The sequence below is a fragment of the Streptomyces sp. NBC_00203 genome (assembly GCF_045206325.1).
In the GTDB taxonomy this organism is placed as follows: domain Bacteria; phylum Actinomycetota; class Actinomycetes; order Streptomycetales; family Streptomycetaceae; genus Streptomyces; species Streptomyces lutosisoli.
The window spans coordinates 10,408,684-10,422,178 of record NZ_CP108126.1 but is presented as its reverse complement, the minus strand read 5'-3'; the positions used below and the strand labels follow the sequence as shown (position 1 = coordinate 10,422,178).

Below are 13,495 nucleotides of genomic sequence, written 5' to 3'. Positions count from 1 at the left end.
TGGGGCGGGCGGTCGGGGTCTAGACGAAGGCCGGAGGCGGTACGAAGCCGTCGACTTCCCGGCCCAGCAGCGCGGCGAACTCGATGGTGGTGAGATCGCCCCCGCTCGGGCCCATGGCCTGCAGACCGATGGGGAGTCCGCTCCTGCCCTTGCGCACCGGGATGGTCGTCGCCGGACCGCCGGAGACGTTGGCAATGGCGTTCCACTTGACCTGGTCCCAGTAAGGGCGTCGCACACCGTCGACTTCGAAGGGTCGCCCGAACCGGTCGATCAGCTTGTTGTGGTGGGCGGGGGCGGCCGTCGGGGTGACCGGCATGAGCACGATGTCGAAGTCCTGGAAGAACTCGAACCATCGCTGCCGGATCTCGTTGCGCACCGTGTCGGCCTTCAGCCAGTGGTAGTGGGACTGGAAGGTTCCGAGCAGGGCGGGACCGGCGTCGCCCCGCGGGCGCTGGACGAGCCGGGCCAGCAGGGCGGCGTTGGGGGCAGGAGTGAGGCCGGAGCGGTCGTAGGACAGCGCGCCGAAGAGCAGGGGCAGGAAGGCTTTCCGGTGATTCGTCGCGATGTCGACGGGGAGGCTCGCGGGCTGGAGTGTGACCTTCGCGCCGGCCGCCCTCAGCACGGTGACCGCGTCGTCCACGGCTGCCGCGACGTCGCTGTCGACCGGACAGGAGGGGTCCTCGCCCCAGACGGCGACCCGGAAGTCGGCGAGCTTGGTCGCGCGCGGCGGTGCGAGCGTGTAGCTGAAACCGCCGTCGTAGTCGGCCGTCCCGACGGTCGCTCGCAGGATCGGGACGAGGTCACGGGCGTCGCGGACCTGCGCGCCGCCGCAGGCCATGTCGGCGTCCGTCCATCGTCCCGTGCCCGGGCCGTAGGGCACATGCCCGATGAGGGGTATCGACCGCCAGGTCGACTTGTGCCCGTAGAGGCCGTTGAAGTGGGACGGGATCCTGGTCGATCCGCCGATCTCCGAGCCGAAGTCGAACGCCGTGAGGCCCGCGGCGGTGGCGACGGCGCCGCCCCCTGCGGACCCGCCCGAGGTGCGGGTCGTGTCCCACGGGTTCGAGGACGGGCCGAACACCGGGTTGTCGGCCTGGACGTCCTGGTTGCCCGGAGGCATGTTGCTCTTCCCCATGATCACGGCACCGGCCGAACGCAGCCGCCTGACCGCCTCGGCGTCCCGGTCGGGCACGTGGTCCTTCAGGTCCGTACGCCCGCAGACGGTGCGCATCCCGGCCGTCTCGAAACTGTCCTTGACCGTGATCGGCACGCCGTGCAGCGGACCGAGGTCCTGCCCCGCCGCCCGCGCGGCGTCCGCTTCCCCGGCCTCGCGACGGGCCCGCTCGGGGTCGAGGGTCACCACCGCGTTCAGCGCGGGATTGTGGGTGGCGATCCGCTCGAGATAGAGCTCGACGAGCTCCCGGCTCGAAATCTCACCCGCGGCCAGCGCGCGGGACTGCTCCACGGCGGACTGGAAGGGGACGTCACTCACGGCATGCCTCATCTCTGACGGTGACAGATCAGCCGCACAATCATCTGTCGATCATAATATTACGCTCGTCAGACCATAGATTAGGATGGGTCTCGGGGCAATGGCCCTGTGGAGCGAATGGAGGAGCCCCGTGGCGCGCTACGCCAAGGAGCACAAGCAGGTGACGCGGCAGCGGATCATCGAGAAGACCGGCGAGCGGTTCAAGCAGGACGGGCTAGACGGCTCGGGCATCTCCACGCTGATGTCGGACGCCGGGCTCACCAATGGAGCCTTCTACGCCCACTTCGCGTCCAAGGACGACCTCATCGCCAACGTCGTCGCCGACCAACTGCGCACTCAGGTGGCGAGGTACAGCACGCTGCGGCCCGGCCGCCCGGGACTCGAAGACCTCGTTCGCGACTATCTGTCGCCTGAACACCGGGACCACCCCGGCGTCGGATGCCCCTCCGCCGCCCTGCTCGACGAGATCGGCCGCTGCGAAGACGGGACCAAGCAGGCCTACACCGACGGCGCGCGGAACATCCTGGAAGAGATCGCCGTCCGCCTGACACCTGAGGATCCGCAGTCCGCCCGCGGTGAGGCCATCGGGCTCTTCACCATGATGGTGGGGACGTTGCAGCTGTCCCGCGCACTCTCCGACCGGAAGTTCGCCGACGAGGTACTTGAGCAGGGAGCTGAGAACGCCCTCGCCTTCATACGCTGAGGGGGCGGTCAATCCGCGGCCGGGCGGCTGTCCGCTTCCGCCGTGCCGTGCGTGAGGACGTCGAGGCCGGACGCGGTGACGGTCCCGTGCACCCCGGGCGTGACGGCTCGCGGCCGCCCACGGAGTCGCGGCGAGGGTTTCTCCGACCTCGCTCGAATCATCGCGAACACCGGCCTGGTCATCGCGCACCGTCGCGAGCGCGGCCAGGCCGAACTGCCGAATTGGGGGGGGTGTCTCTATGTCTTTGGTCAAGTAGAGAGGGTCTTGCGCGGAAATTTCCCAGCCCTGGTCGACGTGAAGTGGGCCCACTAGGAGTGCGAGTCCGGGGCGGGTTGATCAGGGCAGGTCTTCGTCCGGGTACAGGTATGTGTCGTTCTCGGCGTAGTAGACGACTGCCTTGCATGCCTGTTGCGGGGAAGGAATGGCCCCGTCATGGTGCGCACGCCAGGTCTCCAGGACGTCGTGGATCAGGGCGGTTTCCAGGAGGTAGGTGCGGCCCTCTGCATCTGGCTGGCTTGTGCCTTCCCGGTTGGCGACAGCCGTCGCGTCGCTCTGCGCAGTCCAGGGCTCGCTGGCGAAGACGGTCAGACCGTCATCCTTCTCAGTCAGTTGGCTGATCAGTTCTGCAAGTGTCATGGGTACTCCGGCTCGGCTCATCGGCTAGCTGCAGAGTCCCATGTGGCGTGGGGTTCGGGGTTCGTAGAAGGTGCCGTCGCGGAGCATCGCGAAGAGCACGTTGATCCGCTGACGGGCAAGGCGGAGGAGGGCCTGGGTGTGGGTCTTTCTGCGGGCCCGGCATTTGTCGTAGTAGGTGCGGGTGGCGGGATCGTGCGGTGCGGCGAACGCGGACAGGAACATTGCGCGCTTGAGTTGCCGGTTGCCGCCTCTGGGCGCGTGTTCGCCGTGTATCGAGGTCCCCGACGACTTCGTCGTCGGGGCGAGGCCGGCGTAGGAGGCCAGGTGGGCGGCGGTGGGGAAGCTGGTGCCGTCGCCGACGGTGACCAGCAAGGTGGCGGCGGTCCTGACCGCGACCCCCGGGATCGAGTTCCAGCAGCCAGGTCACTGCCTGAGGGTCGAGGCGCGGGCCGAGGACGCGTTCCAGGCTGGGGTGGAAGTGGGTGACCAGGCCGCGTATCCGGTTGGAGGTGCGGGTGGCCTCGGCCGCGAGGTCCTGGTCGAAGCCCATCAGAACGGTCAGTTCGGCGGTGATCTCGTCGGTCAGCTCCAGCGAGCGCAGGGTGTGCGGCATCGTCCGGGCTGCGTCCGTGATCACCGCGGCGTCCTTGGCGTCGGTCTTCGCCTCGCCGGGATACAGGTCGGCGATCCGCCGCATTGCGAGTCCGGGCAGGTAGGCGACCTTGCAGCTGGCGTCCCGGGCGACCGTCAGGGCAGGGCTCCGATCGAGGCGGGTTGGTCCACGATGACCAGCACGGTGCCGAACTCCGCGGCCAGCTTGTCGAAGACGGCCCGCAGCTTCGGCTCGCTGTTGGGCAGTTGCTTGTCGAAGACCTTCTTGCCGACGGGGGGTGAGGCCGTGCCCGTGGTGGGCACTTTTGCGGGATCAGCTCGTCGTGGTCACCCTCTCTTCCGGTCGGTCCGGTACCGAGAGGTACTGGGACATGGAGCTGGGGCTGCTGTGCGTCTGGATGAGGTGTGCGGCGGCCGTGGCGTCGTCGCAGCGGGTGTGGACGACCTAAGCCTGCTGGTTGGCGAGGCCGAGGTACTTGCCCAGGTTCCGCTGCCACTCCTCGACGCCCAGTTCGGTGATGAGCTTGCCGACTGCGGGCAGCCGCTCCTGGAACCCTGGCCCTGTCAGCGAGTTCAGGAATTCCCCGTACGCCGCCTGGAGGTCGGCGTCCGGCGGCAGGGTCGCCCGGTTGATCTGGGCCTTGGCGGCGCCCAGCACGGTCTTGTCGAAGGACGCGAGCCGTGCAGCCATGCCCTCGACGAAGCTGTCCAGCTCGGTGTCCGGCAGGGCGCGGGTGATCCAGCCGTAGCGCTCGGCCAGGTCGGCGTCGTAGTCGTCGCTGCCGAGGATGGCCTCCAGCGCGCGGTCGCGGCCGATCAGCCGAGGCAGCCGTTCACTGCCGCCACCGCCGGGCAGCAGGCCGCTGGCGACCTCCGGCTGGCCGAACAGTGCCTGCTCGCGGCTGGCGTAGCGCAGATCGCAGGCAAGCGCCAACTCGTTCCCGCCGCCCCGGGTCCGTCCGCGTATGGCCGCGATGCTGATGAACGGGGCCTTCGTCAACCGCATCAGGACGTCGACGGCGGGCGGCACCTCACCCTCGGCTGGCGGCTCGGCAACGTCGCCGGCCGAGGCGATGTCGAAGTGGTTGATGAAGTAGCCGGGTGTACTGCTCGTGAAGATGGCGACGCGGACCTCCGGGTCTTCGCTCATCTCCGTGATGACATCCCGCAGCCGGGCGAAGGTCTCCGGGACCAACAGGTTCACCGGCGGGTTCGAGAATGTGATCTTGCGGATCCGGGGGGTCGGGCTCTCGACGCTGATCGTGCTGGGCTGCGTCATGGTGTACTCCTCAAGAGTGATGCGCCACGGGGGCGTGGCGGCATGGTGGTCCGGCGGTCCGGGCGGCTGTCGGTCCGGTCACACCTTGCGGACCTGACCGCCGAGGGGTCTGGCGGGATGAGTGCGTGCAACGCACCGGTGGGCGGCGCCCGCGACAAGCAATCCCGGGGATTCTGTCGCCGCGTTCAGGCTTGGCTTCGGTAGAGCCGAGTAAGGCGGTGAGTGCGGGCACGGCACCCGGGCGACAGCGCGCCCCGCCCGGATCGCACAGGATGCGTCGGCCTCGGTCGGCCGCTCCGGCAGGCCCGGGCCCGGCCTGTTTCGCGCCGCTGGTCAAGCAGGCGAAATCGGCGACGATCCGTCGGCGGGACTGTCTTCCGTTTCGGCCACGGGGCGTAGAGGACTCCATGGCCTGGGAAGTGTGCCTGTCACCTTCCGGGCTCCGATGAGCCGGCCGATCATCACCGACCAGACGTCAGCGACTACACCGAAGCCCCGCAGGTGTTACTCGTCGAGGAACTGAATGGCGTGCTTCAGGAACCGCTCGGGGTACTGGAACTGCGCTCCATGCCCGGCGTCGGGGTAGATCAGCAGCTGAGCGTCGGGGATGTTCTGGGAGAGGTGCCAGGAGTTGATCGAGGCGATCATCACGTCGTTCTCACCATTGAGGACCAGCGTCGGCTGGGTGATCGCGTTCAGGTAGGCGTAGGGATTCTCGCCCGGCAGGGGCTCCGCATAGGCCGTAATCGCTTCAAGCTGCGCCTGTGCGACCTCGAGCGAGCTCGGCACGTCCTGGTCGGCCCGCTGGTGACGTCGCTCCCAGAAGGCCCGGCCCGCTTCCACCGCGGCTTCCGAGCGGCCGAAGAACAGGAAGAGGAAGTCCTCCACGCTGGGGACCGGAGCCGCTGCGTGCTCAGGCACCTTGGGGTCGACCGTCGGGTCCCCGCCTCGCAGGCCGGTGCCGAGCAGGAGGAGCTTGCGCACCAGCTGAGGGTGGCGCAGCGTGACCTCCTGTGCCTGGACACCGCCGACCGAGAAGCCCAGCAGATCGACCTGCTCCAGCCCCAGCGCCCGGATGACCGCGGCAATGTCGTCGGCCATGTCCTCGATCCGGTTACGCGGCGTGCCGGATGACGAGGCGATGCCGCGCCCATCGAACAGGATGACCTCACGGCCTTCGGCCAGGCCGTCGGTGAGCAGGGGGTCCCAGTGGTCCATTCCGCCGCGGAAGTGCTGGACGAGGAAGATCGGGACGCCGGAGGGCTTGCCCCAGCGTCGGTAGGCGAATCGGTCGCCGTCGACCTCGATGAAACGAGTCGGTGCAGTCAGGTGCGTGTCACTCATGGCCTGACCCTTTCTGTAGTGGATGAGCAATACGATGACGGTCATAATCTAAAAAGTCAACCACTTGGATGTCGATCGACATCTATGTATGCTTGACCGTCGAGCGTCGACCGAAGAAGGGGCGGCTGGACATGCGGGTCACCAAGGCACAGGCACAGCAGAACCGTGCGCACATCGTCGCGACAGCCGCCAGGCTGTTCCGTGAGCGCGGCTACGACGGTGTCGGCGTGGCGGAACTGATGGCAGCCGCCGGGTTCACCCATGGCGGGTTCTACAAGCACTTCCGGTCCAAGGCCGACCTGATGGCCGAAGCGTCCGCAAGCGGGCTCTCCCAGACCGCGGCACGGACAGAAGGTCTGGACGCCGCCGAGTTCGTCGAGGCCTACGTCTCCCGGGAGCATCGCGACGAGCGCGGTGACGGCTGCACCATCGCGGCCCTCAGCGGCGACGCCGCACGTCAGCCGGCGGACATCCGAACAGAGTTCGCAGCCGGGATCGAGAACATGCTGACGGCCCTTCAGTCCCAAAGCGATACGCCGGGGGATGAGGACCAGCGCGCGGCCCGCAGCACGGTGATCGACATGCTCGCCCATTCGGTCGGCGCGGTCATGTTGTCGCGGGCGTGCCCGGACGGTTCTCCGCTTGCGGACGAAATCCTCGATGTCTGCCGCAAGGAAATTCTCGCGTCACTGGCACACGGCAACAGCGACCAGCCAGCGGCAAGGAGCCCAGAAGCCTGACCGCAGCCGACCGACGCAAGCCCACGACGGGTGGCGCCGCCAGATGGCGGAACATGGCCGTGAGCTCATGGATGAGGCGCTTTCCAGCGCCCGCCGTGTACGAGCGGCCATCGAGTACATCGAGGGCCTGCACGTCTACGACCGCGATGACTTCGTCGGCGAGGCACGCGCCTTCGACATGGACCCCCTCCAGATCTTCATCGACCTGAGCGGGGTCGAATTCAGCGCTTACGATGCCGCCGACCGGACGCGTCGACGCCACCGCATCAACCTGCACACTTCCGACCACCGGCGCGTCGACGCGCAGCTCACCCACGCCGATGACGAGACGACGACGGCGCGCCTCCTCGACGGCCTGCGCGATCTTGTTGCCCACGCCGACGAGTTGCTGCCTGCCTCTGATGTCCGTGTCCCGGACCCCGGCGACCTCCGTCTCCAGCAGGAGACGCTTCCGCGCGATGCCTACTTCGGTGAGGTCGAGCAGGTGCCCGCAGACCGGGCGGTCGGCCGGATCTGTACCGAGAGCCTCATGGGAGGACCATCCCTTCTGTAGCCCACTTCGAGCGGCGGTCTCCAGCCACAGCCGTTATGTGCGGCACCTTGCTGACACCGCGCTCGGGGGCCGTCCGGTGCGGATCGATTTGAGCGTTCGCCGTCTGTACTGCGCGAACACGGTCTGCCCGAAGGTGACCTTTGCTGAACAGGTGCCGGAGCTCACGGTGCGCTCTCAGCGGTGCACGCCGTTGCTGGGAGCACCTGGTCGAGGCGGTCGGTGTGATGCGGGCCAGCCGGGGCGGGGCCCGGATGCTGCGCGTCCTCAAGGTCGAGCTCTCGCGGTGCACCGCGCTCTCCCTGTTGATGCGAATGCCGTCGGCTGCGCGCGCATCCCGGTGCCGAAGTGGCCTGCCGGGACGGCCCGCTGACCTACCGTCAGGGCATCGCCGAGGGTGCCCTGACGGCTGTGCAGGTCAGCGTCCGCTTCCACTTGTGGCAGGGCCTCTCCCGGCGCGTCCAGGAGATCGCCGCCGCCCACCGCGGGTGCCTGCCCGCAGCTCTGTCTCCGGTCGAGGCATGCGATCCGCCGTCTGGCGAGGAAGCCGTCGAGGATCCCTCAGCGGACACTCGCGCCGGCAGGCATGCCCGACGGCTGTTCGAAGCGGTGCACGCGCTCACCGATGCAGGCCGTCCCTACAGCGCCGCTCCTCGATGGGCATGGCCGGGTCGGCGCGGTGCTGGTAGTACAGGTCGATGCAGTCGGTGCCGAGCCGCTTGAGCGAGCCCTCGACTGCGGCCTTCACGGTGACGGCGCTGCTGTGGCACGCGCCCCGCCTTGCCGCCCGCGGACCGCGGGTGCCGGGCATCGGGCACTTCACCTGCCGCCGGTTCAGAGCGGGCAGAGCCGGTCATACGGGCTCGGCCGTGGTGCCGCGTACGACGAGGTGCGGGGCGAGGACGACCTCGCGGGGCTCGGTGCGGCCCTGGTCGAGGCGTTCGACGGCGGCGGTCACCGCGTGGCGGGCCTGTTCGTCGGCGCTCTGGCTGACGGTGGTCAGATTGAAGCAGCTCAGACGGGAGAGGGCGTCGTCGTCGTAACCGACCACGGACACCTCCTCCGGGACGGCGACACCCGCGCGGGAGAGGGCGGCCAGGACTCCGATGGCGGCCTGGTCGTTGAACGCGACGACGGCGGTGGGCAGTTCGCCGCCGTCGAGGAGGTGGCGGGCTGCACGCTCGCCCGCGGCTTCGGTGTGGTCTCCGCGCAGGACTCTGATGTGCGAGTCCAGGCCGTGGCGGCGCATGGCGGTGCGGTAGCCGCGGCGGCGATCGGTGGCGATGACGCCCTTGCCGCCGTCGACGTAGGTGATCGCACGGTGGCCGAGTGTCACCAGATGGTCGACGATCTGGCCGACCCCGTCGTCGTCCGCGGTGCGGACGACGTCCAGGTCGGCGTCGGCGATCCGGCGGCCGACGGCGATGACCGGTGCCTTTCGGTCGAGGGCGGCGAGCGTGTCGGCGGGGGCGGTCGGTCCGAGCAGGATCAGGGCCTCGCTACGGAAGGCGAGCAGTGTCTCGACGGCGGTGTGCTCGCCGCGGGTGCGGGTCTGGGTGCTGAGGACGAGGTCGTAGCCGACGTCCTCGGCGGCCGTGTGCAGATGCTCGACCAGTTCGGCGTGGAAGGGGCTGTGGATGTCGACCATGACGCCGAGCAGCCGGGTGCGCCTGCTGGCCAGCAGGCTGGCGGTGCGGTCGACCTGGTATCCGAGCTCGGCGGCGGCTTTCAGGACGCGTTGCCGGGTGCGTTCGCTGGGACCGGACACACCGCGCAGTACCAGGGAGACGGACGCGGTGGACACACCTACGCGGGCGGCCACGTCCTCCAGCCGGGGGCGTTTGTTCGCACCGTCCCGACGACGCTCGGAACCGACGTCGTCCACTTGCACCTCCCGGTACATCTCCTCGCGCAACTCCCTTGACACGTTCGCGAAACAAGCCGATAGTACCAGAACTTAAAGCGCTTTAAATTGTCCTGTTGTACCGACCAAGTCAGCCAGGTCAGCTCGGGAGGCCGAACGACGCCGCCGTGCTGGACGCCGGGCTTCCTGATACGTGCCGGGTCACCGTCGACGACGCCCACAAGGCGCCCATTCGCCGCCGGACCCGCCGAACCGGATTCAGCCTCCCGCCCCTGCTCCCGCGCCCGTACCCACCGCGGCCGCCGCCATCTCCCCAGCCGACTACCGGCAGTCGGCAGCCGCGGATCACTGTCAACCACCCCATCCCCGTTCGCACAGCGAGGTGCATGAACCATGAAGCGCACTCCCCTCCCCCGTTCCCGCAGAATCGCCCCCGCCGTGGCCGTGGCCGCCGCGGCCGCGCTCACCCTCGCCGGCTGTTCCAGCGGCTCCGGCGGCAAGAAGGCCGAGGAGAGCGGGGCCGCCGCCTCCGCCGGCAAGGCCAACACCCCCCGGATGACGATCGCGATGGTCACCCACGCGCCCTCCGGCGACACGTTCTGGGACACCATCCGGAAGGGGGCCGAGGCAGCCGCCGCCAAGGACAACGTCAAGCTCATCTACTCCAACGACGAGACCGCGGGCGACCAGGCCAACCTCGTGCAGAACGCGATCGATCAGAAGGTCGACGGCATCGCCGTCACCCTCGCCAAGCCGGACGCCATGAAGGCCGTGGTCGCCAAGGCGGAGAAGGCCGGCATTCCGGTCGTCGGCTTCAACGCCGGCCTGTCCGACTGGAAGAAGCAGGGCCTGATGTCGTTCTTCGGCCAGGACGAGTCCGTCTCGGGCCAGGCACTCGGCACCAAGCTCAACACCACCGGCGCCAAGCACACCCTGTGCGTCATCCAGGCCCAGGGCGACATCAACCTCGAAGAGCGCTGCGCCGGTGTGAAGAAGACTTTCAGCGGCAAGACCGACATCCTCTACGTCAACGGCACCGACATGCCCTCCGTGAAGTCGACGATCACCGCCAAGCTCACGCAGGACAAGTCCATCGACGAGGTCGTCACGCTCGGCGCCCCGTTCGCCCTGACGGCCGCACAGTCGGCGTCCGAGGCCGGCAGTAAGGCGAAGGTCGCCACCTTCGACCTCAACAAGGACCTCATCTCCGCCATCGAGAAGGGCAGCATCCAGTTCGCGGTCGACCAGCAGCCCTACCTCCAGGGCTACCTGGCGGTCGACTCCCTGTGGCTCTACAAGACCAACGGCAACTACAGCGGTGGCGGCGAGCAGCCGATCCTGACCGGCCCGGCCTTCGTCGACAAGTCCAACGTCGACGCTGTCGCCAAGTTCGCCGCGAAGGGCACCCGGTGACGAACATGACCCAGCAGGCTGAGCCGGCGGTGACCACACCGCCGGCCTCCGGCCCCAAGGAGACCGACGGGCGGACCGCGCAGCGCTCCCTGGCGCTCAGGCTGCTCGCCCGACCCGAAGTGGGCGTGTTCCTCGGCGCCGCCGCGGTACTCGTGTTCTTCCTGATCACGGCGCCGCCGGTGCGCGACGGCAGCTCGATGGCCAACATCCTGTACCAGTCGTCGACGATCGGCATCATGGCGCTGCCCGTGGCCCTGCTGATGATCGGCGGCGAGTTCGACCTGTCGGCCGGCGTCGCGGTGATCACCTCGGCACTGACCGCGAGCATGGTCAGCTACCAGTTGACCATGAACGTCTGGGTCGGTGTGATCGTCGCCCTCCTGGTGTCGCTCGCCATCGGCCTGTTCAACGGCTGGATGTTGGTCCGCACCGGGCTGCCGAGCTTCCTGGTCACCCTCGGCACGTTCCTCATCGTGCAAGGTGTGAATCTGGCGGTGACCAAGCTGGTCACCGAAAACGTCGCGACCGACGACATCAGCAGCATGGACGGCTTCGACCAGGCGAAGAAGGTCTTCGCCTCGTCGTTCGACGTCGGCGGTGTCCAGGTGAAGATCACCATCGTGTGGTGGCTGGTCTTCGCGGCGATCGCGACCTGGGTGCTGCTGCGCACCAAGTACGGCAACTGGATCTTCGCGGTCGGCGGCAATCAGGACAGCGCCCGCGCGGTCGGCGTGCCGGTCACCTTCACCAAGATCTCCCTGTTCATGCTGGTCGGTTTCGGCGCCTGGTTCATCGGCATGCACCAGCTGTTCTCCTTCAACACCGTGCAGTCGGGCGAGGGCGTCGGCCAGGAACTCATCTACATCGCCGCGGCGGTGATCGGCGGCTGCCTCCTCACCGGCGGCCATGGCTCCGCGATCGGCCCGGTCTTCGGTGCCTTCATGTTCGGCATGGTGCAGCAGGGCATCGTCTACGCCGGCTGGAACCCCGACTGGTTCAAGGCCTTCCTCGGCGTGATGCTGCTCGGCGCCACCCTCATCAATCTGTGGGTCAGCCGCACGGCGACCCGGAGGTGACCCACATGACAACCACCAACGGAACCGCTCCGCACGGAGCCATCCTCGCCGACGCCCCGTCCCGGGAGGGCAGTCCCGTCGTCGAACTCCGCAACGCGGGCAAGTCGTACGGCAACATCCGCGCCCTGCACGGCGTCGATCTGAAGGTCCACCGCAGCCAGGTCACGTGCGTGCTCGGCGACAACGGCGCCGGCAAATCCACCCTCATCAAAATCATCTCGGGTCTGCACCAGCACACCGAGGGCGAGTTCCTCGTCGACGGCGAGCCGGTGCGCTTCAACACCCCCCGCGAAGCCCTCGACAGCGGCATCGCCACCGTCTACCAGGACCTCGCCACCGTCCCGCTGATGCCGGTGTGGCGGAACTTCTTCCTCGGCTCCGAGATGACCAAGGGCCCCTGGCCCGTGCGCCGCCTCGACATCGCCCGCATGAAGCAGACCGCCGACGAGGAACTGCGCAACATGGGCATCGTCCTCGACGACCTGGACCAGCCCATCGGCACCCTCTCCGGCGGCCAGCGCCAGTCCGTGGCCATCGCCCGCGCCGTCTACTTCGGCGCCCGCGTCCTCATCCTCGACGAGCCGACCGCCGCGCTCGGCGTCAAGCAGTCCGGTGTCGTCCTCAAATACATCGCCGCCGCCCGCGACCGCGGTCTCGGCGTCATCTTCATCACCCACAACCCGCACCACGCCTACATGGTCGGCGGCCACTTCAGCGTGCTCCGCCTCGGCACCCTCGAACTCAGCGCCGACCGCAGCGAGGTCAGCCTCGAAGAGCTCACCAACCACATGGCCGGCGGCGCCGAACTCGCCGCGCTCAAGCACGAGTTGGCACAGGTACGCGGCGTCGACGTCGAGGAACTCCCGGAAGGCACAGTCACGTGAAGATCGCCCTCGACCCGTACATGATCCGTAACGTCCCGCTGCTCGAACTGCCCGCCGTGGTAGCCGAGTTGGGCTACGAATGGATCGAACTCTCCCCGCGGGAGGACTTCATCCCCTTCTTCCGGCACCCACGCGTCGACGACGCGACCGTACGGAAATTCCGCAAGGCTCTCAACGCGGCGGGCGTCGGCATCTCCTCCCTGCTGCCGCTGTTCCGCTGGTCCGGGCCGGACGAGGACGACCGGCAGGCCGCGGTGCGCTACTGGAAGCGGTCCATCCAGATCGCCGCGGACCTCGGGGTCGACAGCATGATCTCCGAGTTCAACGGCCGCCCCGAGGCGGCCGACCGCTCGGAGGCCCAGTTCTGGAACTCCCTCGACGAACTGCTCCCGCTCTTCGAACGCGAAGGCATCCGCCTCACCCTGGAGCCGCATCCCGACGACTTCATCGAGAACGGCCACGACGCGATCAACCTGATCCGCGGCATCAACAACCCGGCCGTCAGCTTCCTCTACTGCGCCCCACACACGTTCCACATCGGCAACGACGCCCCCGGCATCATCGAGTACGCGGGCGACCTGCTCACCCACGTCCATCTGGCTGATGCCTTCGACCACACGGCGTCATCCGGCAACCGCTACATCCTCAATCCACCGGGCACTGCCGCCCGCATCCACCAGCACCTCGACATCGGCCAGGGCGAAGTCGACTTCGACGGACTCTTCCGCGAACTGCGCACCCACAACTTCGACGGCACCCTGACGGCCTGCGTCTTCGCCTGGGAAGAACGGGCCAAGGAGTCCTCCGTCTTCATGCGGAAGACGATCGACGCATACCTGGCCGGCCTGTCCTGACGGTGCCGCCGTGCCGTGAGCGGCCCGTGTGGACGCCTCACACGGGCC

At 68.3% G+C, this 13,495-nt stretch carries 12 protein-coding genes and 2 pseudogenes; 7 read left to right on the top strand and 7 right to left on the bottom strand.

Annotated features, from left to right (window positions below):
• Positions 1-19: 19 nt before the first annotated feature.
• Entirely contained in the window at positions 20-1,492 is a 1,473-nt protein-coding gene (locus OG975_RS46250; protein ID WP_406335781.1) for an amidase, read from the bottom strand.
• A 130-nt stretch (positions 1,493-1,622) separates the two neighbouring features.
• On the opposite strand from OG975_RS46250, the gene OG975_RS46245 reads away from it, so the two are divergent.
• Positions 1,623-2,195, top strand: a complete 573-nt coding sequence (locus OG975_RS46245) for a TetR/AcrR family transcriptional regulator (protein WP_406335780.1) — start codon at positions 1,623-1,625, stop codon at positions 2,193-2,195.
• A 336-nt stretch (positions 2,196-2,531) separates the two neighbouring features.
• Here the strand turns inward: OG975_RS46245 and OG975_RS46240 are convergent, their stop codons facing one another.
• From OG975_RS46240 to OG975_RS46225, 4 genes and pseudogenes are all read right to left on the bottom strand, one after another.
• Positions 2,532-2,831, bottom strand: coding sequence for a hypothetical protein (locus OG975_RS46240; RefSeq protein ID WP_406335778.1), 300 nt, complete (start codon positions 2,829-2,831; stop codon positions 2,532-2,534).
• Positions 2,832-2,855: 24 nt separating this feature from the next.
• A pseudogene (locus OG975_RS46235) lies at positions 2,856-3,750 on the bottom strand (transposase); the annotation flags it as partial.
• Between the two features lie 138 nt (positions 3,751-3,888).
• Complete coding sequence (locus OG975_RS46230; RefSeq protein ID WP_406335777.1) at positions 3,889-4,722, bottom strand: enoyl-CoA hydratase/isomerase family protein; 834 nt, start codon at positions 4,720-4,722, stop codon at positions 3,889-3,891.
• Positions 4,723-5,226: 504 nt separating this feature from the next.
• Positions 5,227-6,066, bottom strand: coding sequence for an alpha/beta fold hydrolase (locus OG975_RS46225; protein ID WP_406335775.1), 840 nt, complete (start codon positions 6,064-6,066; stop codon positions 5,227-5,229).
• Between the two features lie 68 nt (positions 6,067-6,134).
• On the opposite strand from OG975_RS46225, the gene OG975_RS46220 reads away from it, so the two are divergent.
• Positions 6,135-6,806, top strand: a complete 672-nt coding sequence (locus tag OG975_RS46220; RefSeq protein WP_406335774.1) for a TetR/AcrR family transcriptional regulator — start codon at positions 6,135-6,137, stop codon at positions 6,804-6,806.
• 67 nt (positions 6,807-6,873) lie between these two features.
• Entirely contained in the window at positions 6,874-7,359 is a 486-nt protein-coding gene (locus tag OG975_RS46215) for a hypothetical protein (RefSeq protein ID WP_406335773.1), read from the top strand.
• A gap of 646 nt (positions 7,360-8,005) precedes the next feature.
• Here the strand turns inward: OG975_RS46215 and OG975_RS46210 are convergent.
• Together OG975_RS46210 and OG975_RS46205 are read right to left on the bottom strand one after the other, a co-directional pair.
• Positions 8,006-8,119: pseudogene (locus tag OG975_RS46210) on the bottom strand (aldo/keto reductase); the annotation flags it as partial.
• A gap of 90 nt (positions 8,120-8,209) precedes the next feature.
• Positions 8,210-9,241: a LacI family DNA-binding transcriptional regulator gene (locus OG975_RS46205; RefSeq protein WP_406335772.1), complete on the bottom strand. Its 1,032-nt coding sequence runs from the start codon at positions 9,239-9,241 to the stop codon at positions 8,210-8,212.
• A gap of 372 nt (positions 9,242-9,613) precedes the next feature.
• On the opposite strand from OG975_RS46205, the gene OG975_RS46200 reads away from it, so the two are divergent.
• From OG975_RS46200 to OG975_RS46185, 4 genes are read left to right on the top strand one after another with little or no spacing between them, the layout of a single operon-like run.
• Positions 9,614-10,633, top strand: a complete 1,020-nt coding sequence (locus OG975_RS46200; RefSeq protein WP_406335771.1) for a sugar ABC transporter substrate-binding protein — start codon at positions 9,614-9,616, stop codon at positions 10,631-10,633.
• 5 nt (positions 10,634-10,638) lie between these two features.
• Positions 10,639-11,709 carry an ABC transporter permease gene (locus OG975_RS46195; RefSeq protein WP_406335770.1) on the top strand — a complete coding sequence of 357 codons (1,071 nt, stop codon included), beginning with the start codon at positions 10,639-10,641 and terminating at the stop codon, positions 11,707-11,709.
• Positions 11,710-11,714: 5 nt separating this feature from the next.
• On the top strand, positions 11,715-12,593 hold the full coding sequence (locus OG975_RS46190; protein ID WP_406335768.1) for an ATP-binding cassette domain-containing protein: 879 nt from the start codon (positions 11,715-11,717) through the stop codon (positions 12,591-12,593).
• A complete protein-coding gene (locus OG975_RS46185) occupies positions 12,590-13,447 on the top strand; it encodes a sugar phosphate isomerase/epimerase family protein (protein WP_406335767.1) in 858 nt (285 codons plus the stop codon). Before OG975_RS46190 ends, OG975_RS46185 begins: the two co-directional genes overlap by 4 nt.
• Positions 13,448-13,495 lie beyond the last annotated feature (48 nt).